General features: G+C 56.4%; 13 protein-coding genes and 1 tRNA gene. 12 read left to right on the forward strand and 2 right to left on the reverse strand.

Going from position 1 to position 15,019, the window contains the following annotated elements:
• Positions 1–273 precede the first annotated feature (273 nt).
• Positions 274–1,308 (forward strand): 4-hydroxythreonine-4-phosphate dehydrogenase PdxA, encoded by a 1,035-nt coding sequence (pdxA, locus tag BQ17_RS18085; protein ID WP_218068344.1) that lies wholly within the window; start codon positions 274–276, stop codon positions 1,306–1,308.
• Between the two features lie 51 nt (positions 1,309–1,359).
• On the opposite strand, the gene BQ17_RS18090 is transcribed toward pdxA, so the two are convergent.
• Together BQ17_RS18090 and BQ17_RS18095 are read right to left on the reverse strand one after the other, a co-directional pair.
• Positions 1,360–1,433: transfer RNA gene (locus BQ17_RS18090), tRNA-Gly, on the reverse strand.
• Between the two features lie 206 nt (positions 1,434–1,639).
• Positions 1,640–2,758 carry a Fic family protein gene (locus tag BQ17_RS18095; protein WP_218068345.1) on the reverse strand — a complete coding sequence of 373 codons (1,119 nt, stop codon included), beginning with the start codon at positions 2,756–2,758 and terminating at the stop codon, positions 1,640–1,642.
• A gap of 174 nt (positions 2,759–2,932) precedes the next feature.
• On the opposite strand from BQ17_RS18095, the gene BQ17_RS18100 reads away from it, so the two are divergent.
• From BQ17_RS18100 to BQ17_RS18150, 11 genes are all read left to right on the forward strand, one after another.
• Positions 2,933–4,318: an MFS transporter gene (locus tag BQ17_RS18100; RefSeq protein WP_256091674.1), complete on the forward strand. Its 1,386-nt coding sequence runs from the start codon at positions 2,933–2,935 to the stop codon at positions 4,316–4,318.
• A gap of 51 nt (positions 4,319–4,369) precedes the next feature.
• The gene (locus BQ17_RS18105; protein ID WP_089729511.1) at positions 4,370–5,113 is read left to right on the forward strand and encodes a hypothetical protein; all 744 of its coding nucleotides are present in this window, start codon (positions 4,370–4,372) and stop codon (positions 5,111–5,113) included.
• On the forward strand, positions 5,103–5,309 hold the full coding sequence (locus tag BQ17_RS18110; protein WP_141699363.1) for a hypothetical protein: 207 nt from the start codon (positions 5,103–5,105) through the stop codon (positions 5,307–5,309). The genes BQ17_RS18105 and BQ17_RS18110 overlap by 11 nt, the downstream gene beginning before the upstream one ends.
• A 600-nt stretch (positions 5,310–5,909) precedes the next feature.
• Entirely contained in the window at positions 5,910–6,422 is a 513-nt protein-coding gene (gene ssb / locus BQ17_RS18115) for a single-stranded DNA-binding protein (protein WP_089729527.1), read from the forward strand.
• A 411-nt stretch (positions 6,423–6,833) separates the two neighbouring features.
• A complete protein-coding gene (locus tag BQ17_RS18120) occupies positions 6,834–8,954 on the forward strand; it encodes an acyltransferase family protein (RefSeq protein ID WP_089729515.1) in 2,121 nt (706 codons plus the stop codon).
• A 72-nt stretch (positions 8,955–9,026) separates the two neighbouring features.
• Positions 9,027–10,085, forward strand: a complete 1,059-nt coding sequence (gene rfbB, locus BQ17_RS18125; protein WP_089729528.1) for a dTDP-glucose 4,6-dehydratase — start codon at positions 9,027–9,029, stop codon at positions 10,083–10,085.
• A complete protein-coding gene (rfbA, locus tag BQ17_RS18130) occupies positions 10,082–10,960 on the forward strand; it encodes a glucose-1-phosphate thymidylyltransferase RfbA (RefSeq protein ID WP_089729517.1) in 879 nt (292 codons plus the stop codon). Before rfbB ends, rfbA begins: the two co-directional genes overlap by 4 nt.
• A gap of 484 nt (positions 10,961–11,444) precedes the next feature.
• Positions 11,445–12,020: a dTDP-4-dehydrorhamnose 3,5-epimerase gene (gene rfbC / locus BQ17_RS18135; RefSeq protein WP_089729519.1), complete on the forward strand. Its 576-nt coding sequence runs from the start codon at positions 11,445–11,447 to the stop codon at positions 12,018–12,020.
• Positions 12,014–12,976 carry a dTDP-4-dehydrorhamnose reductase gene (gene rfbD / locus BQ17_RS18140; RefSeq protein ID WP_089729521.1) on the forward strand — a complete coding sequence of 321 codons (963 nt, stop codon included), beginning with the start codon at positions 12,014–12,016 and terminating at the stop codon, positions 12,974–12,976. Before rfbC ends, rfbD begins: the two co-directional genes overlap by 7 nt.
• Before the next feature lie 59 nt (positions 12,977–13,035).
• Positions 13,036–13,641, forward strand: a complete 606-nt coding sequence (locus BQ17_RS18145) for a hypothetical protein (protein WP_089729523.1) — start codon at positions 13,036–13,038, stop codon at positions 13,639–13,641.
• A gap of 60 nt (positions 13,642–13,701) precedes the next feature.
• Positions 13,702–14,424 carry a HEAT repeat domain-containing protein gene (locus BQ17_RS18150; protein WP_089729525.1) on the forward strand — a complete coding sequence of 241 codons (723 nt, stop codon included), beginning with the start codon at positions 13,702–13,704 and terminating at the stop codon, positions 14,422–14,424.
• Positions 14,425–15,019 lie beyond the last annotated feature (595 nt).

Genomic DNA, 15,019 nt, shown 5'->3' on the forward strand with positions numbered 1-15,019 from the left:
CCCTGTTTTCGTTCGCCCTCTCCCCAACCCCTCTCCCGCCGGGAGAGGGGCTTTGAGGCTTAACTTAATGGTATTGGTCTGCAACTCAGCCAAACGTTGCTGGAAAGCTTCGAAGGCTCCTTCTCCCCACGCCTGTGGCATAGTTTACGCTTGTTGCCGAACAGGTATCGTTCTGGGACGTGATATCTGCATAATTTCAAGTTCCGAGTACAAGCTATGCCGCTATGGAATGCGTAGATGTCAAGTCCCAGGACGATAAATATGTAGAATAAGTTGAAACTAGACACTAGACCACTACTCGGCATCAGCATGGGCGACCCCGGCGGTATCGGTCCGGAGATCTGCGCCAAGGCGCTCGACTCCCCGGCCGTCTATGACCTCTGTCGGCCGCTGGTGGTCGGCGACGCGGAGATCATGCGCGATGCGGTGGGCTTTTGTGGTCTGGGGCTCCAGGTACGGGCCTGCGGCCAACCAGCGGACGCGGCTTACCAGTATGGTGCCGTCGATGTGCTGGATCTGGGGAAGTTGCCCTTGTCGGCATTGCGGCTCGGGGCAGTGACCGCGGTCCAGGGCAAGGCATCCTTCGACTATGTGGCCAAAGTCATCGCCCTGGCGCTGGTCGGGGCGATCGACGGAACCGTCACGGCCCCCATCAGCAAGGCGGCACTCAACGCGGGGGGGTGTCGCTACGCCGGCCACACCGAGCTCTACGGCGATCTAACACAGACCGCGGACTTTACCATGATGCTCGCCGAAGGCGATTTCCGGGTCACCCATGTTTCTACCCATGTCTCCTTGCGGGAGGCCTGTGACCGGGTAAAGACCCCCCGCGTTCTGAAGGTCATCGAGCTGACCCATGGAGCCCTGGTGCACATGGACATCGCGGCCCCGCGCATCGCCGTTGCCGGGTTGAACCCCCACTGCGGCGAGGGCGGCCTGTTCGGCACGGAAGACGAACGGGAAATCGCCCCGGCCGTAGCCGCCGCACGTGCGACCGGCATCCGGGCGGAGGGACCGCTACCGGCGGATACCCTGTTCTCCAAGCTGCGCGGGGGTCGATACGACGCGGTGGTGGCGATGTATCACGACCAGGGACATATCCCGACCAAGCTGATGGGCTTTCACTATGATGCAGCCACCGGGGTCTGGGGACAGCTGGCCGGGGTCAACCTGACCCTTGGCCTGCCGATCGTGCGCACCTCCGTCGATCATGGCACGGCGTTCGACAAGGCGGGTGAAGGTTCCGCCAACCCCCAGTCCATGTTGGAGGCGATCCGACTCGCGGCTTTGCTGTCGCGTCGCTCGTAAATGGCGCGTCCCTTGACTTCCGGGCATCAACCTCGGGGACGGTCGATGATCTGGAGCGGGTGATGGGAATCGAACCCACGTCATCAGCTTGGGAAGCTGAGGTTCTACCATTGAACTACACCCGCGGGTGGCCTTGAGTATAGGGAGGAATCCTCGGCGTTTGCAAGCGTCGATCTCGGTGTTGGTGAGTCGAAGGTTTCCAACGGTGGGGCGAGAGCTCGCGTTGGTGCAGTGATGGAAGCCTGATGGCTCGAGCTGGTCACATCCGATTTTGTGGCTCATATTTTGTCATACGTGATCCGCTAACGCCCTAGCCGTTCATGGGTGAGCCTCAAAGTACCCGATTCCCCTCGGCGATATTGATCAGCCCGGAAAACGCCAGCACTGCAGCACGCCGTCCTCCGGAGGGCCGCAGCTCGAGCAGCAGTCCCGCATCTCGCACCTCGCGCAAGATCCTGTTTGCCGTCGGTTTCGGGATGCCCGAAGTGGCGACGAAATCCGAGGTCTTGAAGATCGGACGGGAGAAAAACCAGTCGAGGGCACGGATGGCATATTGCGAGTGGGTCCGTTTCACGATCCAGTCCTTGCGCTGGTTGTACAACTCCAGAATTTGCAGGGCACGGCTCTGATTCGTTTCCGCCTGAGCGATTAACGCACGTAAAAAAAACGCTACCCAGCCACTCCACTCTCCATCACGTGACACAGCCAAAAGATGCTCATAGTAGCTGTCCCTATGTTGCTCCAGGTACTCGCTGAGGTAGAAATTCGGCGCTGAGAGCAAACCCTTTTCGCACAGAAACAGCGGCACAATAAGGCGCCCTAGACGACCGTTGCCATCGAGGAATGGGTGAAGTGCCTCGAATTCGGCATGGGCCAACGCGAGCTGTACCAATCGATCCGGGGTCTCGTCATGCAGATAGCGTTCCCAGGTTGCCATGGCTTCCGGTAGATCATTCGCCGGGCAGGGAATGAAACGAGCCTCCTCGATCGTGCAGCCGTGGGGACCGATCCAATTGGGAACTTTCCGATACTCGCCGGGCGATTTATGGCGCCCGCGTACCCCCTGCATCAGGACTTGGTGGGTATCCTTCAACAGGCGTTGGGACAGCGGAAGATCGGCAAGCCGTGCCGCGGCCTCCTGCAGGGCCGCTCGATAATTCAGCACCTCGCGGATATCCGCTTTCTTCGGCGTACTCTCGTCCTCGTCTGCTCCTTCCGCCTCGAACTCCAGCACCTCGCCGAGCGTCGCCTGGGTTCCCTCGATGCGACTTGAGAGCACCGCTTCCTGTGCCGTCAACGGAGAGAGTAGGACATTGGCGTTGGGAATGCCGTGCAGTACCCCTTCATAGCGAGCAATGGCGGCATTGGCCGGACCGATCAACGGGATCAGCCGGGACCAGTTCAAGTCAGCCGGTGGGAAACCGCCCCGATAATAGTTGACAGGGCTCACGCACCACCTCCGCGGCATGCTTGTTTGGCTCGTTCCTACGCTCCCGAGACTGTGAAAAAATTCCACATAATCTACGGGACCTGACAGTTACCCTAGCGCCAATCCGCCGGGACCGGGCGCAGGCTAAGCTGTTACTATAATTCAATCTTTTGCGTCGGAGGAAAGGCCGATTACATGGGGCGTTCCAGACTACCCGTACTGCCTATGACGGGATCCGAACGGCGAGCGGCCGCGGGTCTGGCGGGAATCTTTGCGCTGCGCATGCTGGGCCTGTTTCTGATCCTACCGGTCTTTGCCCTGTATGCCCAAGGGATGACCGGAGCGACCCCGCTGTTGATCGGGATCGCCGTCGGCGCTTACGGGCTCACCCAGGCCGTGCTCCAGATTCCGTTCGGCATGCTTTCGGACCGCATCGGCCGCAAGCCGGTGATCTTCGGCGGGTTGGTCCTGTTCGCACTCGGCAGCCTGGTGGCGGCCCTGGCAGAGGACATCGGGGGTGTGATCGCCGGGCGAGTATTACAGGGCAGCGGGGCCATCGCCGCCGCGGTCATGGCCCTGGCAGCAGATCTTACCCGGGAGGAGGTCCGGACCCATGCCATGGCGGGCATCGGGGTGAGCATCGGTGTCGCCTTTGCGCTGGCCCTGGTGTTGGGGCCAGTGCTGGGGCACTGGATCGGCCTGGTGGGTATCTTCTGGCTCACCGCCGGGCTGGCCGTGGGCGGTATGTTGATCCTGGCCCTGGTGGTTCCGACCCCCGACCGCTCCAGCGTGCACCGGGATGCCCAGCCGGTGGCGAGCCAGTTCGGGCGGGTGCTAAAGGCCCGGGAGCTGGTGCGGCTGGATCTGGGGGTGCTGATCCTGCACATGATGATGACGTCTCTGTTTCTGGTGGTCCCCTTGTCACTGGAGGGGCAAGGTCTGGATGCCGCCCATCATTGGTGGGTCTATTTGCCGGTGCTGCTCTTATCCATGGTCGCGATGGTGCCCTTCATCATCCAGGCAGAGGGGAAGGGACGCATGAAGCCGGTCTTTCTCGGGGCGGTGCTGGCCCTGGCCCTGACGCTTGCCGGGCTCTATCTGCTCGATGTCGGGTTGTGGTGGTTGGCGTTTTTTCTGTTCCTTTTCTTTACCGCCTTCAATCTATTGGAGGCCGCCCTGCCGTCTCTGATTTCCAAGCTCGCGCCCGCCGATGCCAAAGGTACCGCCATGGGTGTGTTCGCGACTTCACAGTTTGCCGGGGCCTTCTGCGGTGGACTCCTGGGTGGTTGGGTGCATCAGGCCTACGGGATGGATGCGGTCTTTCTGTTCTGTGCGGCAATGGCGGTCGTTTGGTTCTTGGTTGCCCAATCTATGGTCAATCCGCGTCCCGTCAGCAGCCAGGTCGTGCGTATCCGTGCCGGAACGGAAGCGGAGGGTGCCGACCTGCAACACCGCCTCCTGGAGATCCCAGGGGTGGAAGAGGCGGTGGTAGCGATGGACGAAGGGCTCGCTTATCTCAAGGTGGACAAGCGCCGCCTCGATTGGGCAGAATTGAAAAATCATACGCTGCGCTCGGGATGACACGCTGCGGCTACAGACTAATAAGCCGTCGAGGCTATTGAAATCCGGGTCGTGGTTAAAAGTACATGGCCCTTTCAAGAAATCTGCGCGAATCTGCGTAATCTGCAGACGAAAGAGCAAGACGTCCTTTATCCGAGCTTCTTTTCTCTGGCTCCCGCGCTCCAGTGTCATGAAACCTTGGCCAAACCAAATTACGCACGATATTTTTTTAATACCGACCAATTCGTCGGCTTTGTTTCAATGAGTAGCGGCGGCGATACTGTAACGATAGACTATGAACTCGACGGTGCCGGCGGCAATCCGATCTCGTTCAAGAACTGTGATGATGTGAAAAAAACTCCCGCAACTGATGTAGCCACGCACCAATACCACCTTTGGCGATTAATGCAAATAAATTGCAAAGCGGTCACAATGTGGCATAATGCAATTGCTGGCACCCGATGTCATTGGCCTGCTGCTTTTGACCATGCGTTTATCGCAGGTCTTCCCGCCACGGCTATTCCCGATTTAGGAGGAAGCTCGCTCGATGGGCGAAAGGGGTTGCTGAAAGATGCCGAGCCCGCGCTGGAGACTAGCACGATTGATTCTCACAGCACGAAAGCGATCCTTAGCGGTGATTTGGCTATCACCTATGTGTTGATGGGACGCGGTGATTTTGATCACAACGGTACCGAAGATATCTTGTTACGATTAGACTGGAATATCACAACCGCCTTTGGTAAAGGGTTTAGTTTGTTGTTGCTTTCCAAGCCCAGCGTTTCCGCTGCAGCTGAAGTAGTTTGGCGTGATGGTTGAAAAGCATGGCGTGGATTTCGTTGATGAATATCCGCGAGTTACCGAGGAGGATATGGAACGTGCTGTTTTCCGCATTGGGTTTGAACCAACGCCAAAGAGACAATCGGTTCTTATCGATACCGGATTAGTAGAGTATTTCAAAGCTAAATCGGACCAACAGGACTACCAAGAACTTATTGACAATGCCTTGCGCTGAGCAATTAAACATGATGCCGAGTGACTTCGAGCCAGCTGACTGAAAAAAACGTCGGCTGGCTCCCCACGCTCCAGCGTGGGAGCAAGCTTGTCCCGACGCACGAGGGATCTCGACGCCCCAGCGTCGATAAGGAACAGTTCACTAACAAATTATGCATCTTTTCCCTGTGTCCTCTGTGGTTCAATACGAATTGAATATCCTGGCGATGATGGATCGGTCGGTGAGCGCGCACAACCAGGGATATTTGTTCACGTTGTTTTTGACCTGTTACTAAGCGGCCAGATAGGCTAGCGTAAACGCCTATTAAGTACAGAGGAGCAAAGTCCGCTGGAGCGGACAAGACGGCGTTCCCACGCTGGAGCGTGGGAACGAGCATTGTACTCCTGTAGGAAAAGATCCAATTCGTACCGATTCGCGTGATTCGTAGTTTTTGTTTCCAGATTTTGTGTGCAGGGGTACTAGGCAACCCGTTGCTTCCTATCTATCGTTATCATTCGGTTACCCTGGCATACCCACCGCTTGACCGGCGGGCGGTACGAGAATCTGCTCCAGGGCATTCCGCAGTCCAAGTATAAAATCCACCATCGCATGGGAGGGTATATGGCAAGAGGGGTCAATAAAGTCATCCTGATCGGTAACCTGGGTGCCGACCCTGAGGTGCGCTACATGCCCAGCGGCGATGCCGTGGCCAACGTGCGCCTGGCGACCAGTGAGTCCTGGAAGGACCGGAACACCGGCGAGACGCAGGAGCGTACCGAGTGGCACCGGGTCGTCTTCTTCGGGAAGCTGGCCGAGATCGTCAAGCAGTATGTGCACAAGGGGTCCAAGATCTACGTGGAAGGCAAGCTGCGGACCCGCAAATGGCAGGGACAGGACGGGCAGGATCGCTACACCACGGAGGTGGTGGTGGATTTCAACGGCACCATGCAGATGCTCGACAGCCGGGGTGGGGGCTCGGGCTCCTCGGTGCCCTTCGCCGATGATCCGGGAGGACCGGCACCGGCACCGACTGGGTCCCCCCCGACTGGCAGCAGCAGTGGTTCCCAAGCGACCGATGACAGTGGCTCTCAGCTGGCCGGTAAGCCGGATTTCGACGACGACATTCCTTTCTGATGGCGCCTGGGTCAAGTTCCGAGAGATTACAGACTATTTTAAGGAAGACCTTGTGGCGCTGAGCGCCCGGTTGGGTCTGCGTCGGCGTATCACCCCTGACCCGCCGTACACCGCCAAGTAGCACCCGATCGAGCACCGCTTGTTCAGCCACATCGAGCGCAGTTTAAGCGGCATCCTACTCGCTTCGTCCCGCACCACCTTGGAAGCCATATAGCGCACCCGCGCCCAGATTGGCCTCACGGTGAAAGGATACCTCTCTCACAAATGGCACCGGTGACGCTTAACTTTAATGGCATCGAGGTTTATGCGCCATGACAGCGTTCTCGGAAAATGGAACCCTGCCGTCGGTGCCAATGGATTTTCATGATCGAGGGTGTTGCTTATTTTTGAGCGCTTACCAAGGATAAAAAGTTGATACAGCCTTTGGGAGAAAAGACGCGTGGCGCAAGCTATAGACCCGATATCGATGGGTTGAGGGCGATTGCGGTCAGTTCGGTATTGTTGTTTCACCTCGATGTGGAAATGTTCAGTGGCGGATTTGTCGGGGTAGATGTTTTTTTTGTAATCAGCGGTTTTCTGATTTCGCGCTTGATTAAGGATGAAGTAGAGAAAAAGAAATTCAGTTTTTCAAACTTCTATGTGAGACGGGCAAGGCGTCTATTCCCAGCCTTGTTCTTCACCTTCGTTGTCAGTTTTGTTTTTGCTTTACTTATGTTTTCGCCGCAACACTTTGAGCGGTTTGGTGGTTCACTTCTGCACGCGGCGATTAGTCTTTCAAATTTCTATCTTTGGAGTGAGTCTGGTTATTTCGATTTGGAATCGTCCGTTAAGCCGTTGCTTCATACTTGGTCGTTAAGTGTCGAGGAGCAGTTTTATTTGTTTTGGCCGATTGTCCTTGTCACCTTGTTGAGAACTGGATTTAAATACGGTGTGCCGATTTTCCTGATGATCAGTGGCGCATTCAGCCTCTATCTGAATCAGGTCTTTTTGGATGGACGGGTTTCCTTCATATCAGACCTGTCATCTACCGTAGCTGAATGGATAAAAGAGGGTCCGGCAACGATTTTTTACCTTGCTCCATTTCGTGTTTTCGAGTTTGCTATTGGTGCCAGCCTAGTGTGGTTCGTTCACACTCAGCCGAAAAGCAGAATCGTTTCAGATGTCATTTTTCTGACCGGGCTGGTCTTTATCGCTATCTCTGTCGTTTTCTATACCAAAGAAACATTGTTTCCATCCTATTACGCGCTGCTTCCTTGTGTTGGGGCCGCGTTGGTTATCTACAGTGGAGGGAATGCGGTTTTTTCCAGTAAGCTGCTGAATAATAAAGTCGCGGTTAACATTGGGCTTATAAGCTATTCACTTTATTTAGCCTATTGGCCATTGATTGTCTTCTATAAATACTATCTATACGACGAGCTGGTTGCGCGCGATAAAATCATAATAGTGGTTGCGTCCTTTGTTATAGCTTATATGATGTATTATTTTATCGAGCAGCCGTTCAGAAGACCCAGGTACACCGGCGGTGCGCAATCCAAAGGAGCCGTTGGTTTCATTTGTGTATCGCTCACGCTTCTGGTGGTGGTACTTGGAGCCTATGTATGGGTGAATAGTGGATGGAAGTGGCGTGTTTCCAGGGGAGCGGACTTGGGGGATGTTTACGGTCTTGATGAGCACGCTAAAAAGAACGTACTCCATGACCACTACAAAAAGATCAACAGGTGGTCGGCAGTACTCGATTTTGGTGATAAGAAGGACATTTTGATTATCGGAGATAGCCATGCTAGCCAATACTATTGGATGGCAAACTATTTATATGAAAAATACGGTCTGGGGACGACGATCTTCAGCAGTTCAGGGGGATGTCCTCCGATTTTCAATACTTACAATTTATATGATGTGCCGGAGGCGATTAAAAATGAACCGGAAATACAGTTGGCATGTAAAAGGCAAACTCGAATTTGGGAGGAGTTTGTTGAGGAAAATGCAATGCGGTATGAATATGTTATCCTATCCGCAAGATGGGACTTGATGTTTGAGCGAGGAATATACTTTAAGAAAAGGCCACCACATCATTTGTTGGTAGATAAAGATGACCCGAAATTCAGTGTTGCTGATTCCAAAAGAACTTTTAAAAAGAGATTGGCCGAAACAATAGATAAAATAAAAAAGCTCGGGTTGACACCTATTGTGTTTGGCCAGGTAGCGGACCACGAAATACCATTGTGGAAGTGTGACAACTTTCAGCTCATTCTGTACTCCGAAAAAGGGCTCACGAAGCGTTGTGCCATTGTGCCTAAAAGCCTTGTTCTTAAGCGATTAGCTTGGGTTACGAATACGATCAGGGAAATCGCATCATCTAGCAATGTCGCCACCATGTTTCCAACGGATTTTTTATGCGATAACGAGGGTGAGTATTGCAGGACTCATTATGAGGGGGCCAGGTTGTATAATGATGGAAATCACGTAAATAAAGGCGGTGCCCTTTATCTTGCATATAGGTGGAGTATTTCTGATATATTTCCCTTTAGATGATACTTATGCTGCATCGACTTCAAGAATACGGGGAAACTCCGGTTCGGTATGTCCAACCCTTCCAAATCCTTCATGCGAAGCATCTTGGTGACTGGCGGCGCCGGCTTCATCGGTGCCAATTTCGTCCATTTTCTCATCGCCGAGACGGCTGTCCAGGTCATCAATCTGGACAAGCTGACCTACGCCGGCAATCTGGATACCTTGGCCCCGTTGCGGGGCAACGGCAGGCACGTCTTCATCGAGGGCGATATCGGCGACCGCGACCTGGTGCGGCGCCTGCTCAGGGACTACCGGGTGGACGCAGTGGTCAACTTCGCCGCCGAGAGCCATGTGGACCGCTCGATCGAGGGTCCGGCCGCCTTTATCGAGACCAATGTGGTGGGCACCTTCAACCTGCTCGATTGTGCCCGGGCGTACTGGGCGGGTCTCGGGGTTGCCGGCAAGGCCGGCTTCCGCTTCCTGCAAGTCTCCACCGACGAGGTCTATGGCTCACTCGGTCCTACCGGGAGTTTCACCGAGACGACCCCCTATGCACCCAACTCGCCCTATGCGGCCTCCAAGGCGGCCGCGGACCACCTGGTGCGGGCCTGGCATCACACCTACGACCTGCCGGTGCTCACCACCAATTGCTCCAACAACTATGGTCCCTATCAGTTTCCCGAGAAGCTGATTCCTCTGGTGATTTTGAAGGCCCTGCGGGGGGAGCGGTTGCCGATCTACGGGGATGGCTCCAATGTGCGGGATTGGCTCTATGTCACGGACCACTGCCGGGCCATCTGGCAGGTCTTAGAGGCCGGGCGTCCGGGCGAGGTCTACGGCGTGGGGGGAGCGAGCGAGCGTACCAATCTGCAGGTCGTCACGACCCTCTGTGAGCTACTCGATGAACTCCTGCCCCATTCGCCCTACCGGCCCCACGGGCAGCTCAAGGAGTTCGTCGCCGACCGGCCGGGACACGATAGGCGCTACGCCATCGACGCGCACAAGCTGCGCTCGGAGCTGGGGTGGAAGCCGCAGGAGCACTTCGAGAGCGGGCTGCGGCGGACGCTGGTGTGGTATCTGGAGCATCAGATCTGGTGCGAGCGCGTCATGGACGGCAGCTATCGAGGCGAGCGTCTCGGGTTCCCCCCATGAACAGAAAGGGCATCGTGCTCGCGGGCGGCGCCGGCACCCGGCTTTATCCCTTGACCCGCACCATCAGCAAACAACTGCTGCCGGTCTACGACAAGCCCATGATCTACTATCCCCTTTCCATACTCATGCTGGCGGGGATGCGCGAGATTCTGGTCATTACCACGCCCCGCGATAAGCGGTGTTTTCGGGACTTGTTGGGGGACGGCAGCCGCTGGGGAATACGCCTGGACTATGGGGTACAGCCGGAACCCGGTGGATTGGCGCAGGCCTTCATCATCGGCAAGGCGTTCATCGCCTCGCATCCGAGCTGCCTGATCCTGGGCGACAATATCTTTTACGGCCAGGGCCTGGTCGGGCAGCTGCGGACCGCGGCCGAGCGGGAGCAGGGGGCCACCGTGTTCGGGTACTGGGTCGGCGACCCGCAACCTTACGGGGTGGCGGAATTCGACCCCGATGGGCGTGTGGTCGGCCTGGAAGAAAAGCCGAGGCACCCGAAATCCAATTACGCGGTGACCGGGATCTACTTCTACGACCATCAAGTGTGCGATCTGGCAGCCGAATTGCGGCCCTCCGCCCGCGGCGAGCTGGAAATCACGGATCTCAACAACCGATACCTGGCCCAGGGGGAGCTGTTTCTAGAGAAGCTGGGGCGGGGTGTCGCCTGGCTGGATACCGGGACCCACGAGTCGCTGCTACAGGCGGGGAACTTCATCGAAACCATCGAGCTGCGTCAGGGGTTGAAGATTTGTTGCCCGGAAGAGATTGCTTACCGCCAGGGTTGGATCGATGCCGATCAGCTTGCGGTCATCGCCGATTCGCTCACCAAGAGCGGCTACGGCGACTATCTCCTCGAGCTCCTGGCACGGGATGGCTAGGGGCTGTTGACATAATCCTCGTGCCAACCGCTAATAGGACAAGATTGACAGGATGATCAGGATTAACAGGATTATTTTTCTTAAATAACAATTATAACATCCTGTTAATCCTGGAAATCCTGTGAATCCTGTACTGTTTAGGTGAAGTGGTGCCGAAGTACCGCTAACCTCGGTTTGGTTCTTCCATCGGAAATGATTTTTTGCCGCAAATAAACGCGAATCAACGCAAATCGGCCGAAATCGATTCGCTATCATCGCCGAGGTAGTGTTTTAATCTTGTTGTTGCCGAGTACGGGGGACCTTGAAAGATTCTCCACCATGGAATTTTTCGAGGCCCCCTATATTCGGAAACGACAAGATTGGAACACCACCCATCGCTGATTCTTGATCCATTTGCGTGTATTTGCGTTGACTTGCGGCTAAATCTTCCAGGGTGATCCTGCCCGCTTAATGTTATTGGTGAGTGAGAGCATCTGTACCAGCCATGAAGGTAATCGTGACTGAGCTACCGGGGGTCCTGATTCTCGAACCCAAGGTGTTCGGTGACGAGCGGGGATTCTTTATGGAGACCTACCGGCGCGACGACTATGCCCGGCACGGCATCCCACGGGACCTGGTGCAGGATAATCTGTCTTACTCACGTCGGGGGGTGCTGCGCGGACTGCACCTGCAGTGGCCGCATCCCCAGGGGAAGCTGGTGCAGGTGTTCAGCGGTGAGGTCTTCGACGTGGCGGTGGATGTCCGCCGGGGTTCGCCGACCTTCGGGCGCTGGGTAGGCGTACACCTGTCCGGGGAGAATAAGCGCCAGTTTTGGGTGCCCACCGGGTTCGCCCATGGCTTTTACGTTGCCAGTCCCGCTGCCCTGTTCGCCTATAAATGCTCTGATTTCTACTACCCGGAAACCGAGCGCTGTGTGCGTTGGGACGATCCCGACATCGGCATCGATTGGCCGCTGGACGGTCAACCCGACCTGTCTCCCAAGGACCTGGAGGCCAGGTTGTTGCGTGATGTCCCTGCCGCCAGTCTTCCCGTCTACAAGGAAACCGCATCCTTATGCTGAACGAGACGGCCGCGCGCCCACACATCCTCCTGATCGGCGCGAACGGGCAGGTGGGTTGGGAGCTGCGTCGTACCCTGGCGCCCCTGGGCCAGCTCATCGCTGCGTCCCTGGATGGTGCCTGGGGACCGCGCGTGGACCTGGCCGATCCTCGCGCCATAAGCAAGCTGGTCCGGGAATCGGCACCCGATGTGGTCGTCAATGCCGCCGCCTACACGGCGGTGGACAAGGCCGAGGAAGAAGGCGAGCTGGCCCGGCGCATCAACGCCGAGGCACCCGGTCTGCTCGGTGATCTGTTGCATGGGCGCGGCGTACCTATGGTTCACTACTCGACGGATTTCGTGTTTTCGGGCATGTTTTCGGATGAACCCGAGCGTCCCTATCGCGAGAACGATGCGCCAGAGCCCCTGAACCTTTATGGTGAGACCAAGCTCGGGGGCGAGCAAGCGCTCATGGCCACCGGGGCCAATGCCATCATCCTACGCACGAGCTGGGTCTACGGGGTGCGCGGCAGCAACTTCCTGCGCACCATGCTGCGGCTATTCGACGAGCGGAAGGAGCTGCGCATCGTAGACGATCAGATCGGCGCACCCACCTGGAGCCGGATGTTAGCCGAGGTGACGGCACAGATCCTGTATCGGATCCTGCGGGGCGACCTTGATCCGGAGCGGGTCAAGGGTATCTACCATGCGACCAACGGCGGCCAGACGAGCTGGTTCGACTTCGCCCGCGCTATTCTTGATATCAGCGGTCGCCGCTGTAGACTCCTGCCGATTCCGACCCGCGAGTATCCGGCCCCGGCACGACGCCCGGCCTATTCGGTGCTGGACAACACCAAGCTCCGGGAGACCTTCGGCTTAGCCTTGCCGGATTGGCAGATCTCCTTACGGCAGTGTCTGGAGGACCTGGGATTTTGTGGGAACCAAGTCGAATCCGATCGACTGTTCGAAAAGTCTTAGAATTACCGATTATCCTCGATAGCATGAATCTCAATCCAACCTGGCCGCAGGAGATGGGTATGAAAACAACACCCTTAATATTTTTTGCCGCAGTCGTGCTTGCAGGTTGCTCCTCTACCGGCAACGACTATTGCAACTATGGGAATAGGGATTGCACCAATGTGATCGACGGGGATCCTGTCAACCTGGTCAGGCAAAAACTGACAGTACGCCGCCACACCAAGACCGACCTGGATAACAAGTGCGTGGACTGCATCTTGGCCGATGCCACCGAAATCCTGCAGACCGGAGACGGCACAGACGACGTGGCCTGCCCGGTCAGATTGGTACGGAAAGGCGACGTCACCGAGTTCAATACCGGAACCGGCAGCATCGACAGCCAGGCCGATTTCGATACCATCATGAGGCTGCCGGGAGACGTAAAACTGGTCGACGAGATCAACTGGTGCGGCAGGTATGTGGTTGCCTATGGCTGCGCGCAGCAAAACAAATCATTAGCTGTCGTTCCGATCAGTTCGGATAAGGCAGGTATCTTGTGGGCCCATGAGTATGGCCACGTTAAGGGCCGGGGTCATCGGAATGCCGACAGTGCGCTCATGCACAAATGGCTCAGTGCCAGGAACAAGAAGATAAATCGAGCCGAATGTAGCGCCCTTCGAAAATGAAATTTCTGATGGTTCGGAGACTTGTTCGAGTAAAGATCGAACACAACCTGGAGGTAGACCATGCGCAATCTCAATCTGAAGATCCTGACAGCATTGATATCCCTGACGTGGGCCGGAAGCGGAGTGAGCCAAGGCCAGGGGCCGATGGACATTAAAGAATTCGTGCGGCAATTTTACATTCACGGCGTGCCCTACGCGGAGGCGAGCAAATACGATGCCTCTGTGGTGCCTACCTTGCTGAAGATGCTGCAGGAACCCAAGGAGCAGGACCATTGGTCCAACATCGTTGTCACCCTCGGGATGATCGGCGATGAAAGCGCTGTAGAGCCGATGATCGCGTTCGTCGAGAGACTCAAGGAGAAAGGCACGCCGAATCGGAGCCAACGCAGGGCCAAGACGGCTGCCATCATGTCGCTCGGGTACCTGATCAACAAATCCGGGAGTCAACGGGCCCTGGATTACCTGACGACAACCCTGAAACCCCAGGTGCGGACCGAAGGCCTCCCCGCGGCAGCCGGTCCTTTCGCTGCTACCGCAGCGGAGCAGGATGAGGACTTGGGCAAATACGCAGCCATGGGCCTGGCCTTGTCGGGGAGTCGCAAGGCCGCCGAGGCGCTGAAGTCGACCCAGGAGTCGCTGGAGTCGAGTGACCACCCGATGGCGCTCCCGATGGCGGCGGTAAGTGCCCCCCGTTCCGGTTTTGATGTTAGCGAAATGGTCAAGGAAGCCTTGCGTGCCAATCAGGAGATCGCTGACAAGGGCTTGGCGGAGTACTATCGATAACCTCGAGCCGGCAGGATTCCCCCGGAAAAGTTAGCCGCAAATCAATGCAAATGGACCCAGAACCGTCGATGATGGTGAACCGATCGTGACTGATTTGCATCGATTAGCGTTCATTTGCGGGTAGTGGTTAAGGTCTAAATGGAAACAGCGCCATCAGCAGTGGGTTGGACACGCCATAAGCTTCACCCCCGTTCCCTCCGGGAGAGAGTCTGCCCCGAGCGCAGCGAGGGGGCCGGGGTGAGGGGATCAAATCAAGCAATGGGGCGTGGTTAATGAACCGCTCTATTACCCAGTTGCGCTGAAAATTTCATGGTAAAGCCACTCCCTGTCATCTCGACCGAAGGGAGAGATCTTTGGCGGTAAGAGGACCACTTAAGTTACAAGATTTCTCGCTTCGCTCGAAATGACAACGAGTAAAATTAGATGAAATTGGGTGCTACGCTAACCATTTAAAAATTGGCTCTTTATGGATTCCGGACTGCTTTGGAGTGCGCCGGCAAAGCGGCGCGGCTGTATTTAACCTCAGCCACGGGGGATACCAGCGGCGTTGGCCGGGAATCCGGGCCCTTCGGTTCCACCCGCGCCGCGGCGACGG

The organism is Candidatus Thiosymbion oneisti (genome assembly GCF_900092655.1).
In the GTDB taxonomy this organism is placed as follows: Bacteria; Pseudomonadota; Gammaproteobacteria; order Chromatiales; family Chromatiaceae; genus Thiosymbion; species Thiosymbion oneisti.

What these genes read in the sequence shown, in the direction of transcription:
- BQ17_RS18100 (WP_256091674.1), top strand. Translation starts at nt 2,933, where the DNA reads ATGGGGCGTTCCAGACTACCCGTACTGCCTATGACGGGATCCGAACGG.
- rfbB (WP_089729528.1), top strand. Translation starts at nt 9,027, where the DNA reads ATGCGAAGCATCTTGGTGACTGGCGGCGCCGGCTTCATCGGTGCCAAT.
- ssb (WP_089729527.1), top strand. Translation starts at nt 5,910, where the DNA reads ATGGCAAGAGGGGTCAATAAAGTCATCCTGATCGGTAACCTGGGTGCC.
- BQ17_RS18145 (WP_089729523.1), top strand. Translation starts at nt 13,036, where the DNA reads ATGAAAACAACACCCTTAATATTTTTTGCCGCAGTCGTGCTTGCAGGT.
- rfbA (WP_089729517.1), top strand. Translation starts at nt 10,082, where the DNA reads ATGAACAGAAAGGGCATCGTGCTCGCGGGCGGCGCCGGCACCCGGCTT.
- rfbD (WP_089729521.1), top strand. Translation starts at nt 12,014, where the DNA reads ATGCTGAACGAGACGGCCGCGCGCCCACACATCCTCCTGATCGGCGCG.
- BQ17_RS18150 (WP_089729525.1), top strand. Translation starts at nt 13,702, where the DNA reads ATGCGCAATCTCAATCTGAAGATCCTGACAGCATTGATATCCCTGACG.
- rfbC (WP_089729519.1), top strand. Translation starts at nt 11,445, where the DNA reads ATGAAGGTAATCGTGACTGAGCTACCGGGGGTCCTGATTCTCGAACCC.